Source organism: Merdimmobilis hominis (genome assembly GCF_900104615.1).
GTDB lineage: Bacteria > Bacillota > Clostridia > Oscillospirales > Ruminococcaceae > Merdimmobilis > Merdimmobilis hominis.
This window is the reverse complement of sequence record NZ_LT629939.1, coordinates 308,545-326,904: the sequence shown is the minus strand read 5'-3', so window position 1 is coordinate 326,904 and position 18,360 is coordinate 308,545. Positions and strand designations below refer to the sequence as shown.

General features: G+C 58.4%; 14 protein-coding genes. 10 read left to right on the top strand and 4 right to left on the bottom strand.

Annotated elements, in window-relative coordinates; translation table 11 throughout:
* Window positions 1-3 precede the first annotated feature (3 nt).
* The 10 genes from BQ5353_RS01600 (at window position 4) to rpsU (ending at window position 12,061) form a co-directional block, all read left to right on the top strand.
* Window positions 4-1,005, top strand: a complete 1,002-nt coding sequence (locus tag BQ5353_RS01600) for an elongator complex protein 3 (RefSeq protein ID WP_231358481.1) — start codon at window positions 4-6, stop codon at window positions 1,003-1,005.
* Between the two features lie 38 nt (window positions 1,006-1,043).
* Window positions 1,044-4,604: a chromosome segregation protein SMC gene (smc, locus tag BQ5353_RS01595; protein WP_071427174.1), complete on the top strand. Its 3,561-nt coding sequence runs from the start codon at window positions 1,044-1,046 to the stop codon at window positions 4,602-4,604.
* Between the two features lie 18 nt (window positions 4,605-4,622).
* Window positions 4,623-5,585, top strand: a complete 963-nt coding sequence (ftsY, locus tag BQ5353_RS01590) for a signal recognition particle-docking protein FtsY (protein WP_054331030.1) — start codon at window positions 4,623-4,625, stop codon at window positions 5,583-5,585.
* Window positions 5,586-5,587: 2 nt separating this feature from the next.
* Window positions 5,588-6,175, top strand: coding sequence for an RdgB/HAM1 family non-canonical purine NTP pyrophosphatase (rdgB, locus tag BQ5353_RS01585; RefSeq protein ID WP_054331031.1), 588 nt, complete (start codon window positions 5,588-5,590; stop codon window positions 6,173-6,175).
* An 18-nt stretch (window positions 6,176-6,193) separates the two neighbouring features.
* Window positions 6,194-6,481 carry a YhbY family RNA-binding protein gene (locus BQ5353_RS01580; protein ID WP_054331032.1) on the top strand — a complete coding sequence of 96 codons (288 nt, stop codon included), beginning with the start codon at window positions 6,194-6,196 and terminating at the stop codon, window positions 6,479-6,481.
* 18 nt (window positions 6,482-6,499) lie between these two features.
* Window positions 6,500-7,678: a nicotinate (nicotinamide) nucleotide adenylyltransferase gene (nadD, locus tag BQ5353_RS01575; protein WP_071427173.1), complete on the top strand. Its 1,179-nt coding sequence runs from the start codon at window positions 6,500-6,502 to the stop codon at window positions 7,676-7,678.
* Between the two features lie 144 nt (window positions 7,679-7,822).
* Entirely contained in the window at window positions 7,823-8,734 is a 912-nt protein-coding gene (locus BQ5353_RS01570; protein WP_054331033.1) for an LCP family protein, read from the top strand.
* Between the two features lie 29 nt (window positions 8,735-8,763).
* Window positions 8,764-9,123: a ribosome silencing factor gene (gene rsfS, locus BQ5353_RS01565; RefSeq protein ID WP_054331034.1), complete on the top strand. Its 360-nt coding sequence runs from the start codon at window positions 8,764-8,766 to the stop codon at window positions 9,121-9,123.
* A gap of 56 nt (window positions 9,124-9,179) precedes the next feature.
* Window positions 9,180-11,591, top strand: a complete 2,412-nt coding sequence (gene leuS / locus BQ5353_RS01560) for a leucine--tRNA ligase (protein ID WP_071427171.1) — start codon at window positions 9,180-9,182, stop codon at window positions 11,589-11,591.
* A 293-nt stretch (window positions 11,592-11,884) separates the two neighbouring features.
* Window positions 11,885-12,061, top strand: a complete 177-nt coding sequence (rpsU, locus tag BQ5353_RS01555) for a 30S ribosomal protein S21 (RefSeq protein ID WP_054331035.1) — start codon at window positions 11,885-11,887, stop codon at window positions 12,059-12,061.
* Between the two features lie 184 nt (window positions 12,062-12,245).
* On the opposite strand, the gene BQ5353_RS01550 is transcribed toward rpsU, so the two are convergent.
* The 4 genes from BQ5353_RS01550 to BQ5353_RS01530 form a co-directional block, all read right to left on the bottom strand.
* On the bottom strand, window positions 12,246-13,982 hold the full coding sequence (locus BQ5353_RS01550; RefSeq protein WP_071427170.1) for an NADH-dependent [FeFe] hydrogenase, group A6: 1,737 nt from the start codon (window positions 13,980-13,982) through the stop codon (window positions 12,246-12,248).
* Window positions 13,972-15,282 carry a complex I 51 kDa subunit family protein gene (locus tag BQ5353_RS01545; protein WP_071427169.1) on the bottom strand — a complete coding sequence of 437 codons (1,311 nt, stop codon included), beginning with the start codon at window positions 15,280-15,282 and terminating at the stop codon, window positions 13,972-13,974. Before BQ5353_RS01545 ends, BQ5353_RS01550 begins: the two co-directional genes overlap by 11 nt.
* 31 nt (window positions 15,283-15,313) lie before the next feature.
* On the bottom strand, window positions 15,314-15,796 hold the full coding sequence (locus tag BQ5353_RS01540) for an NADH-quinone oxidoreductase subunit NuoE family protein (protein ID WP_143117127.1): 483 nt from the start codon (window positions 15,794-15,796) through the stop codon (window positions 15,314-15,316).
* Between the two features lie 523 nt (window positions 15,797-16,319).
* Complete coding sequence (locus tag BQ5353_RS01530) at window positions 16,320-18,293, bottom strand: alpha/beta hydrolase family protein (protein ID WP_071427167.1); 1,974 nt, start codon at window positions 18,291-18,293, stop codon at window positions 16,320-16,322.
* Between the last annotated feature and the right edge of the window lie 67 nt (window positions 18,294-18,360).

The window sequence follows — 18,360 nt, the reverse complement described above, 5'->3', positions numbered from 1 at the left end:
GCAATGATGGGGAAACACGCCAATGTAGCCATCTTTGTCCCCCATTTGGGATGCCCAAACCAGTGCAGCTTCTGCGACCAACGGGAAATTTCCGGGGCCGTGTCTGCCCCCACCGCCCAAGAGGTGAAGGCGGCCTGTAAACAGGCTCTCCGGCAGTTGGGGGAGGGAGCCCGGCAGGCGGAAATTGCCTTTTTTGGCGGCAGTTTCACCGCCATCGACCCGGCTTACCAGCGGGAGCTGTTGGAGGCGGCATTTTCCTTTGTGGGGCCGCAGGGCTTTGGGGGTATCCGCCTTTCCACCCGGCCGGACGCCATCGACCGGGACATCCTCTCGATGCTGAAAAGCTATGGGGTCACCGCTGTGGAGCTGGGGGCCCAGAGCATGGACGACCGGGTCCTGGAGATGAACCGGCGGGGCCACAATGCCCAGGCGGTGCGGGATGCCTCCCGGCTCATCCGGGAAGCTGGGCTGGAGCTGGGCCTTCAAATGATGTTGGGCCTCTACGGGGACAGCCCCCAAGGGGCCATGGAAACCGCCCGGGAATTCGCCGCTTTGGGGGCGGATACAGTGCGGATCTACCCCACGGTGGTGCTGCGCCGTACCCAGTTGGAAACGCTGTACCAATCGGGGGAGTACCTCCCCATGGAATTCGAGGAGGCGGTGGAACTTTCCGCCCGCCTGTTGGAATTTTTCGGGGAACAGGGGATTCGGGTCATCCGCTGTGGGCTCCACGACAGCCCGTCTTTGGAGGAGAACCGGGTGGCCGGGCCCTATCATCCCGCCTTCCGGGAGGTCTGCGAGGGGAGGATGTTCCTCCGGCGGGCTCTCCGGCTGCTGGAGGGGATGCCCCAAGGGGAGGTCACCCTTTGGGTGGAACCCCGCAACCTCTCCCGGATGATCGGCCAAAAGCGGTGCAACCTTTTGGAGTTGCAGCGACGGGGCTACCGGGTGAAGGTGAAAGCCGACCCTGCCCTTACCGGGGATGGAATCCGCATATCATTTTGATGGAAGACCGAAACGACCGCGAAAGGGGGGAATGCCGCATGCAGCTGAAAGTGCTGGAAATCCAGGGGTTTAAATCCTTTCCCGACCGCACCCGGCTGACCTTCGGCCCGGGGATCACCGCAGTGGTGGGCCCCAACGGCAGCGGGAAAAGCAACATCTCCGACGCGGTGCGCTGGGTACTGGGGGAACAGTCCAGCCGCACCCTGCGGGGCGCCAAGATGGAGGATGTCATCTTCGGCGGCACCCAGACCCGCCGCTCCCAGGGGTACGCCTTTGTGTCCCTCACCATCGACAACCGGGACCGCGCCCTCCCTATGGAAGAAGATGAGGTCACCGTGTCCCGCAAGCTCTACCGCTCCGGGGAGAGCGAATACCGCATTGGCAGCGCTCAGGTCCGGCTGCGGGACGTCTACGAGCTGTTTCTGGACACCGGCCTGGGGCGGGACGGTTACTCGGTCATCGGCCAGGGGAAGATCGCAGAGATCGTCTCCGCCAAGGACAGCGACCGGCGGGAAATTTTTGAGGAAGCTGCCGGAATCGCCAAATTCCGGTTCCGCCGCACCGAGGCGGAGCGCCGCCTGGCCGCCGCCCGGGAGAACCTGGACCGGCTGCGGGACATTTTGGGGGAGCTGGAAAGACGGGTGGAACCCCTGCGGCAGGAGAGCGAAAAGGCCAAGGAATTCCTCGTTTTAGCGGGGGAGAAAAAGACGCTGGAAATCTCCCTGTGGATGGATAACCTGCGCAAGGCCCGGGCCCTCATCCGGGCGGAGGAGGACAAAATCCTGGTGGAGCAGTCCCGCCGCAAGGAACTGGATGGGGAGATCGCCGGGGTGGAGGCTGAAATCGCCGCCCTGTACCAAAAGATGCAGGAGGCGTCGGTGAAGGCGGAGGAAGCGCGCTCCCAGGTGAAAAGCCGGGAGGAGGCCGCCGCCGCCCGCACTGCCGAGATCGCTGTGTGCGAAAACAACCGGGAGCACAACCAGCAGGCACAAAGGGAAATCGCTGCCCAGCTGGAAGAATCCGGCCAGGCCGGGGCGGAATCGGAACAGGCCATCGCCGCCCTGGAAAGCCTGATGCAGGAGAAATCTGCCGCTCTCGATGCCCTGCGTCAAGAAGGGGAGGCCCTGGGCAGGGAATTGGCTGCATCTCAGGAGGAGGGGACCGCCATCCAGCGGGAGATCGACCGGCAGCGCGCCCTGCGGGATGCGGTGTACCTGGACGTCTCCAAGGCCGGGGCGGAAAAGGATGCCTCCGCTTCGTTGTTGGAGGAGGCCCGGGCCCGGATAGAAGAAGGGGCACGGCAGGACTTCGCCTCCCTATTGGCGGAGGTGGAGGCCCAGCTGGCCCAGGCAAAAGAGGACCTCACCGCTTTGGAGGAGGAAGCCTCCGGGCTGGAAAATACCGGAAAGGGCTATCGCCTGCGGCTGGAGCGAAAGGCCGCCAAGCGGGAGGAGCTCCTCGCCCAGCGACAAAAATGGGAGGACCAGCTGCGGGAAAAATCCCAGCGGGCCCGCCTGTTGGAGGACCTGGAAAACAGCATGGAGGGCTTTGCCCAAAGTGTGAAATACATCGTAAAGCAGGGGAAGAAGGGCCTCTTGCAGGGCATTGTGGGGCCGGTCTTCCAATTGATCGCCGCCAAGGGGGAACACGCCTTAGCCATCGAAACCGCTTTAGGCGGCGCCATGCAGAATATTGTGGCTGAGGATGAGGAAGCCGCCAAGGCGGCCATCCGGCAGCTTTCCCGGGACCGGGCTGGGCGGGCCACCTTCCTGCCCCGCACCTCGGTGAAGGGAAACCGGCTGGACGTCCGCTCCCTCTCCCGCCAGGCGGGGTTTGTAGGGCTGGCCGCTGACCTGGTTACATACGATCCCCGTTTTGAAGGGGTCGTGGCCTGGCTTCTTGGCCGGGTGGTTGTGGCGGAGGATTTGGACGCCGCTGTGGCCATCGCCAAGGGGGCCAGGTATCAGTTCCGGGTGGTGTCGCTGGATGGCCAGGTGGTCAACGCAGGGGGCTCCCTCACTGGGGGTTCTACGGCAAAATCCGCCGGCGCCCTCAGCCGCCGCACCGAAATTGAAACCCTCACTCAAGAAGTGAGCGCCCTGAATGCCAAGATCGGGGAATTGGAGAAGAAGCTTCTCGCCGCCCAGGGGGAGATCGGCCGGGACCAGGCGGAATTGACCGCTCTGGAATCCCGGAAAAAGACCCTTTCCGAGGATGCCATCCGGCTGGAAAGCCGGTTGCAGCGCCTCACCCAGCGGCGGCAGGAACTGCGGGAGGCGAGGGACTTCGCCCAAGGGGAAACCCAGCGCCTCAGCGCCCGGGCCAAGGAGTTGGAGGGCCAGAACCAAGCTGCCCACCGGCTGTTGGAAGAGCTGACCGCCCGCCTTTCTGAGGTGGAAATCCAGTTGGAAACCGCCCTCCTGCGCAAGGAGAAGCACCAGGGCCTTCTGGGGGAACTCCAGGATCGCCTCTCCAAGAACAGCCTCTCCGCCCTGGCGGCGGAGAAGGACGTGGAACAGCTTTCCGGCCGGCGGGACCAGCTGCGGCAGCAGCGGGAAAACCAGGCGAGCCGGGGCCAGGAACTGACCGCCCGGGCGGAAGCCCTCGTTGGGGAAAACGCGGCCATCGGGAAGAAGATCGAGGAACTGAAATCCCAGCGAGCCCACAGCCAGCGTCAGGCCGAGGAGTTCCGGGGGAACATCCTGGGACTCATGGCCCAGCGGGAGAGTTGGGAAGGGGAAACCACCCAGCTGCGGGGGCGGGAAAAAGAGCTCTCCGCCAAGCGGGAGGACAGCGCCCGCAGCCTGGCCCGTTTGGAGGAGCACAGGCTGAATCTCCAGGGGAGTTATGACAGTGTGATCCAACGGCTGTGGGATGAGTATGAGGTGACCCGCACCGAAGCGGAAGCCTTGGCCCAGCCGGTGAAGGATCTGTCTGCTGCCCAGCACCGTCTGCAGGAACTGAAAGGGAAAATCAAGGCCCTTGGCAGCGTCAATTTGGGGGCTTTGGAGGAGTATGAAGAGGTTTCTGGCCGGTACAGGGCGCTGAAGGGGCAGGTGGAGGATGTCACCCAATCGGAGGCGGAACTCTCCCGCCAGATCGGCAGCCTCACCCGGGAGATGCGGGAAATCTTTGCGGCAAGCTTTCAAAAAATTGCGGATCAGTTCTCTAAAGTGTTTACCGAGTTGTTTGGCGGCGGCCGCGCCAGCCTCTCCCTTACAGGGGAGGATGTGCTGGAATGCGGCATTGAAATCGCAGTCCAGCCTCCCGGCAAGGTGATTAAAAACCTTTCCGCCCTTTCCGGCGGGGAGCAAGCCTTTGTGGCCATCGCTATTTACTTTGCCATTTTAACCGTCAACCCGGCGCCTTTCTGCCTTTTGGATGAGATTGAAGCGGCACTGGATGACGTGAATGTGGATAAATTTGCCCGGTACTTGCGCCGCCTGTGCGGAAAAACCCAGTTTATCGCCATCACCCACCGCCGCGGCACCATGGAGGAAGCCGACGTCCTGTATGGGGTCACCATGCAGGAAGAAGGGGTCTCCAAACTGTTGGAATTGAAGGTGAGCGAGCTGGAAAGCAAGCTGGGCATGAAATAACTATCGTGAGGTGATCCTGTGGGATTTTTTAGCAAAATCAGCGAGGGGCTCAAAAAAACAAGGGACTCCTTCGCAAAAAAGGTGGAGGCCATCACCAATTCCTTCACCACCATCGACGACGACCTGATGGATGAGCTGGAGGAGACTCTCATCCTCTCTGACGTGGGTGTGACCACTTCCCAGCACATTGTGGAGGCGCTGCGCCGCCGCATCAAGGAGCGGGGGGTCACCGATGCCCGGGAGGTCAAGGGGCTGCTCAAGGAGATCATCGCCGAGATGCTGGAGGGCGGCCAGGAGCTGAACCTCTCCACCAAGCCGGCGGTTATCCTGGTCATTGGGGTCAACGGGGTGGGCAAGACCACCACCATCGGCAAGCTGGCCCACCAGCTCAAAGAGGAGGGCAAGACCGTCCTGTTGGCGGCGGCAGATACCTTCCGGGCCGCGGCCATCGACCAGCTGGAGATCTGGGCTGACCGGGCCGGGGTGGACCTCATCAAGCACCAGGAGGGGTCAGACCCCGCCGCGGTGGTGTTTGACGCGGTAAATGCCGGCCGGGCCCGGGGGGTGGACGTCATCATCTGCGACACCGCCGGGCGGCTCCACAACAAGAAAAACCTGATGGATGAACTGGCCAAAATCAGCCGGGTCATTGCCCGGGAACTGCCGGACAGCGCGGTGGAGACCCTGCTGGTGCTGGATGGCACCACCGGCCAGAACGCCCTCAACCAGGCAAAGCTGTTTGGGGAGGCCGCCGGCCTCACCGGCATCGTGCTGACCAAGCTGGATGGCACCGCCCGGGGCGGCGTGGTCATCGGTATCAAGGAAGAATTGAAAATCCCGGTGAAATACATCGGCGTGGGCGAGGGCATCGACGACCTGCGGCCCTTTGACCCGGTGGACTTTGCCGACGCGCTGTTCGGGGAGGAGTCCTCTAAGGAGATTCCACAAGAGGAAGCCCCCATCCCCCAGGAGGAGGAATAATCATGGAAATCATTGTAGCAACCCGCAACCAAGGCAAGATGCGGGAATTCGCCCGCATCTTGGAAGAATTCGGCTGCACCGTCATCGGCATGGAAGAGGCCGGGGTGGACATGGAGATTGAGGAGGACGGCTCCACCTTTGGGGAGAATGCCACCATCAAGGCCATGACCATCCACAAGGTGACCGGCAAGTCGGCCATCTCCGACGACTCCGGCTTGTGTGTCGATTACCTGGACGGCCGCCCCGGGGTATACTCCGCCCGGTACCAAGGGGAGGACACCCCCTATCCCGAAAAGATCGCCGCCTTGCTGGCGGAGCTGAAGGACGCCGCCCCCGAGGAGCGCACTGCCCGGTTCACCAGCGCCATCTGCTTTGTGGGAGAGGATTCCACTCCTCATCTCTTTGAGGCCAGCTGCGAAGGGACCATCGGCTATGAGTGCCGTGGGGAGAATGGCTTCGGATACGACCCCATCTTCTACGTGGGGGAGAGGAGCTTTGCCCAACTCTCCGGCGAGGAAAAGGACGCCATGAGCCACCGGGGCAAAGCCCTGCGACTCTTTGCAGAAGAGCTGCCTCAATTATTAAAATAAACAACTAGGAGAATGCAAGTGATCACATCAAAACAACGCGCAAAACTCAAATCCCTGGCCAACCCGATGGAGACCATCTTCCAAATTGGGAAATCCGGCATTTCGGAAGCTACGGTGAAGCAGGTGAACGACGCCCTCACTGCCCGGGAGCTGATCAAGCTGCGGGTGCTGGAAACCGCCCCCGCCTTCGCCCAGGAGACGGCACAGGAGCTGGCCGCCCTGACCGGCTCTGAGGTGGTGCAGGTCATCGGCACCCGGATCGTCCTGTACCGCCGCAATGACAAAGACCCCAAAATCGAGCTGTAACTAAGGGAGGCGCAGCCTATGAAAATCGGCGTTTTCGGCGGCACCTTTAACCCCATCCATCAAGGACATCTGTCGCTGGCCACCCAATTTGCAGACCGGCTGGGGTTGGACAGGGTATTGCTCATCCCCACAGCCATCCCGCCCCACAAGTCGGCACAGGACCTTGCCCCAGCGGAGCACCGGCTGAACCTCTGCCGTCTGGCCGCCAAAACCGATCCCCGGTTTGTCCCCTGCGATTTGGAGCTGCGGAGGGAGGGCCCCAGCTATACGGTGATGACCCTGCGGGAACTGCGGAACGCTTATCCCAAGGAGGATGAATTCTTCCTCCTGATGGGGTCGGATATGTTTTTGACCTTTGAAAGCTGGTATATGGCCGGGGAGATCGCCCTTCTATGCACCCTTTGCGGCGGCGCCCGGGACGGGGGAGAGCTGGAAGCCCTCCAGGCTAAGGAGAAAGAGTACCGCGCCCGCGGCTGGAGCTGCCGGGTACTGGACATCCAGGTAAAGCCCCTTTCCTCCACCCAGGTGCGGAAGAAGATCCGTCAAGGGGAGCCGGTGGAAGGGTTTCTGCCGCCCCAGGGGGAGGAATACATCCGCCAAAACGGCCTCTATGGATTGGACCCGGGCAAGTATGTGTACGACATCGGGGGGTATGTGGCGCAGATGAAAACCCTGTTAAAGGACAGCCGCCGCATCCACTCCCTGTATGTGGCAAAGCAGGCGGTCCGCCTGGCCAAGCGCTGGGGGGAGAATGAAACCTATGCCTTAGTGGCGGGCCTTCTCCACGATATTCAGAAGAACGTCCCCGGCGACGAGCAGTTGCAAAGGATTGTAAATTCTGATATAATTTTTGAGAAAACTTTGCCGCAGCAGCCCAAACTTTGGCACGCGGCGGCGGGGGCCATCTACCTGCGGGATGCATTAAACATCCACAACCTTCAAATACTAAATGCAGTGCGGTATCACACCACTGGCCGGGCAAATATGACCCGGCTGGAGCAGATTGTCTACCTGGCCGATTTGACCTCCAAAGACAGAACATACGGCGGGGTGGAAAAGATGCGCGATTTGGCGGATACTTCCTTGGATGACGCAATGCGGGAGGCGATGGAGTTTATCATGGGCGACCTTTTGCAGAAAAAGGCGCTGATCAACTCCGATACGCTGGGCGCTTACAATTGTTATGTTGTGCGCTGAATAAGGGAGGCGCGGCATTTGGCCGGTGGGTTCAACAAGTTTCGGTGGCTTCTCATCCCTGTACTGTTGGGGGTGACGGTGTTTTTTCTGCGCTGGCCTGGGGCCGCGGTTCCGGATGGGCCGGACTCCCCTGGGGAGAGGGAAATGGAGTTTGAACCCCTCTCAGCGAAAGCGGTGACGGTGTTGGGCTGCGGCATCGACGAGACCGGTATGCTCACCGACGTGATCATCCTGGGCCGCTTTGACCTGGAAACCGACCGTATCAGCCTTTTGCAAATCCCCCGGGATACCTATATCGGGGACGGGTATGTCACCGGCAAGATCAACGCGGTCTACGGCCATCCCAAGGGGGACAGCGGCATCCAGGAGCTGAAAACACTGGTGGAAAAGCAGCTCCAGCTCCCCATCGACTACACAGCGACTATCACCCTTTCTGGCCTGCGAAGCATGGTGGACGCCATGGGCGGGGTGGAGGTGGAGGTCCCCTTCCAGATGGAGTACCTGCCCGGCATGGTGCTGGAGGAGGGGAAACAGCGGCTGAATGGAGAGCAGGCGGAGTGGTTTATCCGGTACCGCAAAGGCTATGCCACTGGCGATATCGGCCGCCTGGGCGCTCAGAAGGAGTTCCTTCACGGGGTATTAGATGCGGTGCGGCGGGAAGGGCGGCTCAAGTCCATCCAAATCCTTTTGGACCACGCCGGCGAGGTGAAAACCGACCTGCCCCTCGGGCAGATGGCCAGCCTTGCCAACCGGGCTTACCAGGTTCCGGACAGCGGGGTGGAGTTCTATCTGCTCCCAGGCCGGGGGACTTATCACAACGGCTACTCGGTCTATGAAGCGGATCGGGAAGCCCTGGCGGATCTTTTGAATGAAGCATTCCGCCCGGTGGGGGAGGAAGTTCCCCCATCCCAGCTGGAGGTGGCCGCAGTGCCGCTCCCGCCGCCTGAGCCGGAAGAACCGGCCAGTGAGGAAGAACAACCCATAGAAGAATCGGCCGGTGAGGGGAACTTACCGGGCGATTTGATAGAGAATCCCAGCGCTTTTCCCACAGATTAGGCGTATGGGACGGTAAAGGAGGGGAAAAGATGACAGCATTGGAACTGGCAAAAAAGGTTGCCGCCCTGCTGGATGCCAAAAAAGCCAAGGATGTAGAAGCCATTGATATCCATGGCCTGACCACCATCGGCGATTATTTTGTGGTGGCTTCGGGCAGCAGCACCTCCCAGACCAAAGCGCTGGCCGACGAGGTGGAGGAAAAACTCTCCCAGCTGGGCGTTGAGCCCAAACGGGTGGAGGGGTATAATTCCGCCGCCTGGATTTTGCTCGATTACAGCGATGTGATCGTCCATGTGTTTCTGGAGGAGGCCCGGGAGTTTTATTCGCTGGACCGACTATGGGCGGACGCGCCTCGCGTCGATCTGTCGGATGTGCTGACCCAGGACTGATTCCTGCCCGCTGTGACACAAAATCCATGCCGAACGGCATTTGGGAGGTACCTACATTGAAATATGAGTTTGCGGCCATTGAACAAAAATGGCAAAAAATTTGGGCGGACAAGCATGTCTTTGCCGCCACCAACGATTACACCAAGCCGAAATATTACGCCTTGGTGGAGTTCCCCTACCCCTCGGGGCAGGGCTTACACGTGGGCCATCCCCGCTCCTATACCGCCCTGGACATCGTGGCGCGCAAACGCCGCCTGGAGGGGTACAACGTGCTGTATCCCATGGGGTGGGACGCCTTTGGCCTGCCCACTGAGAACTTCGCCATTAAGAACCACATCCACCCGGAGATTGTCACCCGGCAGAATGTGGCCCGCTTCAAATCCCAGCTCCAGTCTCTCGGTCTCTCCTTTGACTGGGACCGGGAAATCAACACCACCGACCCCAGTTACTACAAATGGACCCAGTGGATTTTCCTCCAGCTGTTTAAACACGGCCTGGCCTATAAAAAGGAGATGAACGTCAACTGGTGCACTTCCTGTAAAGTGGTTCTGGCCAACGAGGAGGTCGTGGGCGGCGTCTGCGAGCGCTGCGGCGGCCAGGTCATCCACAAGGTAAAAAGCCAGTGGATGCTGAAAATCACCGAATATGCCCAGCGGCTGATCGACGACCTTGATATGGAGGGTCTGGATTACATAGACCGGGTCAAGACTTCCCAGAAGAACTGGATCGGCCGCTCCACCGGCGCAGAGGTGACCTTTGCCACCACCGCCGGCGATGACCTGCTTATCTACACCACCCGCCCAGATACCCTGTACGGCGCCACCTACATGGTCATGTCGCCGGAGCACCCCTTCCTGGAGAAGTGGGCGGACAAGATTACCAACCTGGAGGAGATCAAGGCCTACCAGCAGCAGGCGGCCCAAAAGTCCGACTTTGAACGCTCAGAAGTGAACAAGGACAAGACTGGCATCCGCATCGACGGGGTGCGGGGCATCAACCCCGTCAACGGCAAGGAGATCCCCATCTTCGTCTCCGATTATGTGCTGATGACCTACGGCACCGGCGCCATCATGGCGGTCCCCGGTCACGACACCCGGGACTGGGAGTTCGCCAAAAAGTTCGGCCTGCCCATCGTTGAGGTGGTCAAAGGCGGCGATGTGGAGAAGGAAGCCTTCACCGACTGCGAGACCGGCATTATGGTCAACTCCGGCATGCTGGACGGCCTGACAGTGGAAGAGGCCAAGAAGAAGATCATCGCCTGGCTGGAAAAAGAAGGAAAAGGACAGCCCAAGGTCAACTACAAACTGCGTGACTGGGTGTTCTCCCGCCAGCGTTACTGGGGCGAACCCATCCCCATTGTCTATTGCGAGAAGTGCGGCTATGTTCCCCTGCCGGAGAGTGAGTTGCCCTTGACCCTGCCTGAGGTGGAAAGCTATGAGCCCACCGAAAATGGCGAATCCCCCTTGGCGAAGATGGACGCCTGGGTCAACACCACCTGTCCCTGCTGCGGCGGCCCCGCCAAACGGGAGACCGACACCATGCCCCAGTGGGCAGGCTCCTCCTGGTACTTTATGCGCTACTGCGACCCCACCTGCGACACTGCTTTGGCTGCTAAAGAGGCCCTGGACTACTGGCTGCCGGTGGACTGGTACAACGGCGGCATGGAGCACACCACTCTGCACCTGCTCTACTCCCGGTTCTGGCACAAATTCCTCTATGACATCGGTGTAGTCAGCTGTCCCGAACCCTATGCCAAACGGACAAGCCACGGTATGATCCTGGGCGAAAACGGGGAGAAGATGAGCAAATCCCGGGGCAATGTGGTCAACCCCGATGACATTGTCAAGGAATACGGCGCCGATACCATGCGCCTCTATGAGATGTTCATTGGCGATTTTGAGAAGAGCGCCCCTTGGAACACCTCCTCCATTAAGGGCTGCAAACGGTTCCTGGAGCGTATCTGGGGCCTGCAGGACGTCCTCACCGATGGGGAGGGATACTCTAAGGAGCTGGAAACCTCTTTCCACAAGACCATCAAGAAGGTCAGTGAGGATATCGAGGAGATGAAGTTCAACACCGCTATCGCGGCGATGATGAGCCTGCTCAACGAAATCACCGACAAGGGGAGCATCACCCGTGGGGAGTTTAAAACTTTCCTCCTGTTGCTCAATCCCTTTGCCCCCCATATTGCGGAAGAACTCTGGGAGGTCTGCGGCTTCGGCGGCATGATCACCGACCAGAAATGGCCCTCCTATGATGAGGCAAAGTGCAAGGATGCCAGCGTGGAGATCGCAGTGCAGGTGAACGGCAAGGTAAAGGCCCGTGTGGTCATTCCCGCCGATTGCAGCAACCAGGATGCCATTGCCGCCGCCAAGGCCAATGAGTCCATCGCAGCGGCCATAGCAGGCAAAACAGTGGTCAAGGAGATCTGTGTCCCCGGCAAATTGGTCAACATCGTGGTAAAATGATCGCAAAGCGATCATTGGGGAAGAAATCCCTGTCAGGGTGCGGCCCTTCCTGCGGCAAAGCCGCATCGGGATTTTTCCAGTTTGTGTAGACTTTATATTTAAAATAATCAGTTCCGCTGGGTCTTGCTGCCCCTCTGGATGAAAGGGTTCTCTTCAAAAAAGAATTTGGAAGAAACTTGTATTCAATGGGGGCAAAGGTATTGACATCCTAGTGCATGATATTGTATAATATTCGATGTTATCCACTTGGGATAAAAACTCCTGCCGGTTGGGCGTAAGGAGGGATATTGTAAATGGCAGAAATTCGTATTAAAGATAACGAGTCTTTGGATAGCGCTCTTAGAAGATTTAAGAGACAGTGCGCTAGAGCTGGCGTTCTGGCTGAGGTTCGCAAAAGAGAGCACTACGAAAAACCTTCCGTCAAACGGAAAAAGAAGTCTGAAGCTGCTCGGAAACGCAAATTCAAATAGGGTTTGTGTCCTCTAAGGAAGAGAAAAGCGAACGGGGTTATTCCCGTTCGCTTTTTTTCGTATGATAAAAAACAAATCCCCTAAAGAGAAGGGGGAAATGTCTTCCTCCACCTAGGCGGGGAAGGGCTAGGATATACAAGAACGCCCCGTGGAACGTTTGCGTCCCGCGGGGCGTTTTGCTTTTTTAGTGGCTCCGGTCGGTATAATGGGTGTGGAGCAGTTCATGGGCCAGATGGCCGTTGGGCTCGCCCAGGAATTCATCGTACAGGGCGAGAATTTCCGGGTTTTTGTGGGACTGGCGGATTTTGCTGTCCTTATCCACCTTGTAGAGGCCGGTCATCCGGTTGGAGCGGATAGCCGCAGTGGTGCGGAAGGGCTGCCCGCCGCCGCCTACACAGCCGCCTGGGCAGCACATGATCTCAATGAATTGGTAGTCGGCCTCACCGGCGCGAACTTTATCCATCAAGATTTTGGCGTTGGAGAGGCCATTGGCAACTGCAACTTTCACGGTGGTGCCATCCAAATCCAAAGAGGCTTCTTTGATGCCCTCATGACCCCGCAGTTCGTTAAAATCAAGACTCTGGGGCTCTTTGCCGGTGACAATCTCATAGACGGTGCGGACTGCGGCCTCCATGACCCCTCCAGAGGTGCCGAAGATGGCTCCCGCACCGGAGGCAAGGCCCAACGGACTGTCAAACTCTTCTTCCGGCAGGGCGCCAAATTGGATGCCGGCCAGGCGGATCATCTTAGCCAATTCCCGGGTGGTAAGGACCACGTCTACATCCTGGTAACCACTGGAGTTCATCTCCGGCCGCTGGGCCTCATATTTCTTAGCCACGCAGGGCATGATGGAGACTACAAACATCTTCTCCCGGGGGATTTCCATTTTGTCGGCGTAATAGGTCTTAGCCACTGCGCCAAACATCTGCTGAGGGGATTTACAGCTGGAGACATGGTCCAGCAGGTCGGGGTAGTTCTTCTCCACATAGTTGACCCATCCGGGGCTGCAGGAGGTGATCATCGGCAGATTCTTACCAGATTTTAATCGGGAGAAGAGCTCATTGCCCTCCTCTACGATGGTCAGGTCGGCGGAGAAGTTGGTGTCAAACACTTTGTCAAAGCCCAGGCGGCGCAGGGCAGCCACCATCTTGCCGGTGGCAATGGCCCCTTTCTCCATGCCGAACTCCTCGCCGATGGCCACACGGACCGCAGGCGCGGTCTGGACCACTACGTGGAGGTCCTTGTTGGAGAGAGCGTCCCACACCTTTTGGGTGTCGTCTTTCTCATAAAGGGCACCCACAGGGCAGGCGGCAATGCACTGGCCGCAGTAGACACAGGGGGATTCGCTCAAAGGCTTCTCAAAGGCGGTGGTGATTTTAAACCCAGTGGATCGGCCGGCATACCCAATGGCATTGACCCCCTGAACCGCCTGGCAGGCATCCACACAACGGCCGCAGCGGATGCATTTGCTCATATCCCGGACCATGGCGGGATTGCTCAAATCTTTGGGGACCGGGCGGTAGACTGGGTCGAAGGCGTTTTTACGGATGCCGAACTCTTCAGCCAGGGTCTGGAGCTCGCACTTGCGGTTGCGCTCGCAGTGGAGACAGTCCTGGGGATGGTTGGCCAGCAGCAGTTCCAAAATAGTGCGACGGGCCCGGCGAATCCCTTCGGTGTTGGTGAAGATATCCCCGCACTCGTCCACAATGTTGTTGCAGGCGGTTTTCAGGCGGCGGCTCCAAGTGTCTTCTACCACGCAGACGCGGCAGAAAGCCCGGACGGTCAAGTCGGGGTGATGGCACAGGGAAGGGATTTTAATGCCGATTTTTTTGGCGGCTTCCATGATGGTGGTGCCGGAGGGCACAGTGACCGGGATGCCGTCGATCTTTACAGTGACCATTTTGTTGGGATCAATATGCATAGGTATCACCATTCTTTCTACTGTTGAAGCACACAGGGCAGACGCCGTTGATATGAGCGATAAATTCTTCCCGGGCGTGGATGAGGCAGGAATCCAGGGCAGTAGTAGCCGCCTGGCCAAGGCCACAGGAGGAGGCCATCGCCATGGTGAGGGAGAGCCGCTCCAGCCGTTCAAAGTCCTGCATGGTGGCCACACCGTCGGAGAATTTTTGGAGGATCAGGCGGATCTGGCGGTTGCCTTCCCGGCAGGGGACGCATTTGCCGCAGCTTTCATGGATGAAGAAGTCGGCCACCTTTTTCAGGTAATCGATGATGCAGACCGATTCATCCAGCACCACCACTGCGCCGGAGCCCACCGAAAGCCCCACTTTTTTCAGGGCATCGTGGGAGTAGACGGTATCCAGCTGGTGAGGGAAGCCGATGGGGCCGGATTGGCCGCCCAGGTGGAAAAACTTCAGTTCTTTGCCGTCCGGGATGCCGCCGCCCAGTTCTGGATCATAGATAATATCCCGCAGGGTGACGCCGTGCATGGGAATTTCATAGGTGCCCCGGTTGTTGACATTTCCAGAGAGGCAGATGAGCTTGGTGCCGCCGCTGTTCTCCGAACCAAGTTCCAGGAACTGTTTGCCGCCCATGGAGAGGATAACCGGGATGCCCGCAAAGGACTCCACGTTGTTCACCAAGGTGGGCATGGAGAAGAGGCCAACCTCCGCTAGATGGGGCGGTTTGACCCGGGGCCGTCCGGTTTTAGCTTCGATGGAGTTGAGTAGGCCGGAGTTCTCGCCGCAGATATAAGCGCCGGCGCCGGACACGATGTGAACTCGGAAGGAGAAATCCGTCCCGCAGATGTTGTCCCCTAAGAATCCAGCAGACTCCGCATTGGCGATAGCGGCCTGGAAGATCCGCTGGATCTCCCGGTATTCGCCGCGGATGTAGATGTAACCGTCGTGGGAATCAAAGACATAGCCGGCGATCAGCATGCCCTCGATGACCAAGAGAGGGTCTTTTTCCAGCAAGACTTTGTCCTTAAAGGTGCCGGGCTCGCCCTCATCGGCATTGCAGACGATGTATTTGGGGAAGGTGGGGATCTCATAGAGTTGCTTCCATTTTTTACCCGCTGGGTAAGAAGCGCCGCCGCGGCCTAGAAGCTTGGCGTCCATCACCTCGTTGATGATCTCCATAGGCTCCATAGCCAGCGCCTTGCGGAAGGCTTCAAAGCCGCCGGTGGCCACATACTCCTTGACCGAGTCCGGCCGGATTCTGCCGCAGCGCGCTGTCAGAACAGACATGGTTTTTGGCATGTGAAAAACATCCTTTCCTTCGATTTGGGGTCTAGCCCTCCAGGTTGTTGGTCAGGTCGGAGAGGATCTTGCGGATCTTCTCCTCGGTCAGGTTGCCATAGACCCGGTCACCGATTTTGATTACCGGGCCGATGTCACAGGCGCCGACACAGGGCATGTATTGAAGGGTAAACAAGCCGTCCGCTGTGGTCTGGCCGAAGTTGATCCCCAGCTCCTGGCGAAGGAACTGGGCAATCCGGTCGGATTTGGAGACGTAGCAGGGGGCATTGTTGCAGACCTCAATGAGGAAGCGGCCCCGGGGCTTTGTCTCCAACATGGCATAGAAGGTCAGGATGTCGTACAGCTTCACCAGGGGGATGCCCATTTCCCGGGAAACAATCTCTGCGGCCTCCTCACTGATGTAGTTTTTGCCTGAGGCCTTTTGGATGTCCAGGAGAATGGACAGCAACTTTTGTTGGTCGCGGCCCTGTTCGTCCAGAATTTTGGTGATTTGCATTTCGAACTGGTTGGCCATGGTGCTTCCTCCTTGTGGATTTTTTTTGAATGTTAAGAAGAAATTTCTTGCAAAATACAGCTGCGGTACAAGACTAGCAAAGGTATCAAATTTCGATTTTTTCTATCTTAATTTGCTTCCCATTGATGATACCTATTATAAGAGGAGAGGCTAAAGCAGTCAATAGATACAACATAAAAATAAAAGTTCCCAATCCATTGTTTGTCAAGTGTTGAACAATATGGGGGAAATGCATATTCTTCAAGAGAAATGCATGCATCCTGCATTTTTCAGCGCAGGAGCCGACCCGGGGAAGGTCTGGCATCCCTCCCCAGCGGAAAATGCAGATAAAAAACTGCTGGGGAGAAAAGGAGCTAACTCCATTATCGCACAACTCATATTTGGGCGCAATTGATGAAAAATAGAAATAAAACTGAACTTTTGTAGATATTTTGATAAACAAAGGGAAAGGAGACCATTTGGATGGAATCCAACGTCAAAAGGCAGGTTTTGCCCGATCCCAATGGCTTTCCTAGGAAGGGGGCTATTCCAGATATTTCTGGAACCAGTCTGTCATCTCCTTCAAGCGGCGGATGCGGTGCCTCGGAGTGCCGCTGCGGCTCAGCTCATGGTTTTCCCCGTGAAACAGGCAAAGGCGCGTCTGTACCCCGTGGAGCTTGAGGGCGGTGAACATCTGGAGCCCTTCGGCCATCCAGCAGCGGAAATCCTGGTCAGAATGGAGAAAAAGGGTAGGGGTTTTTACCTGGCTGGCGTATTTGAGGGGGGAACAGTCCCACAGTGGAGTGGGGTCCGGCCAGGGCATCCCCCCAACTTGGTCGGCGTTGTAGTAGTAGCCGATGTCGGTGGTGAGGATTTTGGTGATCCAGTTGGAAATACTCCGCTGGGAGACGGCACAGGCGAACCGGTGGGTGTGGCCGATGATCCAGTTGGTCATATACCCCCCGTAGCTGCCCCCGGTCACCCCCAGCCGCTCCCGGTCGATTTGGGGATACGCCTCCAAGACCTGGTCGGTAAAGTCCATAAAATCCTCATAATCTACCCGGCCGAACTGGTTCCGGATGTCTGAGAAGGCGTCGCCCCGGCCATCGCTGCCCCGGGGATTGACATAAAAGACAAAATACCCCTTGGCAGCCAGAACCTGCATCTCGTGGAGGAAGGCAGCGCCATAGGCGGTTTTTGGCCCGCCGTGGATGCTGAGTATGCCCGGATAAACTCTGCACTCATCAAAGTCCGCCGGAGGGATTACCCAGCCATCCAGACGCAGGCCCTTTTTTTCAATGGGGAAATAAACGGGTTCACAAACCGTATGGCTGTTCCGGTATTCCTCGTTGCAGGCGGTCAACTGGGTCTCCACCCCATCCCGGAGGCAATACAGCTCCTGTAGGCGGGTGCCCCGGGTGCCGATGAAGTAATACTCCCCCTCTTTGCCCCGGGCGAAGCACTCGATGGAGCCATTGTCCCGGCCCAGAAGGGAGATCCGGCCATCTTGGGAGAGGGTGGCGATGTAGTCACTGCCGCCCCGGGTTGTGATGTAGGAAAAAGTATCCCCTTCCAGGGAGAAACCGCTGCCGCCGCCCAGCTTGCAGTCCAAGGTCATGGAGCTGTGGATGCTGAAGTCGTTCTCTGCAAGTAAAACGAGGCGCCCCTCCCGCACCCAATAAAAATTGGGGGACTCATTCATGGCATAGCGCTTCATGTCGGTGGCGGCCAGGAAGATTTCCTCCCCCCAGAAGCCGGCATACTCCATTTTATAGACCCCGTCCTCCACCAGAACCTGGTGGGAGCCGCGCTGGATGTGGTAGCGGGTAAGGGCGCTGGTCAGGTTGTATTTCTCCCGGTAGGTGCTGGAGATGTAGAGGACTTCCTCCCCCTGGACTTGGTAGAAGCTGACGTTTTCCAGCTCCCCAGTGATGGGCCGCAGTTCCCCAGAGGAACGGTCGTAGAAATAAAGCCGCTGCCGCCACTTGCCGGTATACCCCCTGCCGTTGGAGCAGTAGGGAATTTCATCCAGGACGGTGTAGTCCTTCCCTTCCCGGAGGTAGGCGGCCTGTTCTTCTTGGGACAAGGCGTGGAAATCGGGCAGGGTGCTGTTGGTGCGGGCCAGCAGCACAAAGCGCCGGCTGTCCAGCGGCTTAGCGGAAATGACTTCCAGCGGGATGCGCATATGCTCACAGGCTTCACCGCCCCGGATGTCGATGGCGTAGAAAGCTGTCCAAGGCTCACCTTGGGCTTTTTTCTTCCGCAGTTCTGGGTCCCGCAGGCCGGGGAAAAGGATGGTGGAGCCATCCAGCCAGAAGAAGCTCTTTTCCCTCCCGCCGGAAGTGAGCATCCGGGTGGTTTGGCTCACGGTGTCGTAGAGATAGAGGCTGCCGATATAGCTGTTTTGATCGCTGGCAGCCTGCTGCACCACAAAAGCGATGTGCCGGTTGTCGGGGGACAGGGCGAGACCGGAGAGATACCGGTACTCCAACAGGTCTTGTATTTCAATAGGTTTCATAAGAAATCTCCTTGGGGCGGCGGGCCGCCGTTCTATTGATAAAATCGATTACACAGGCAAATTGGAT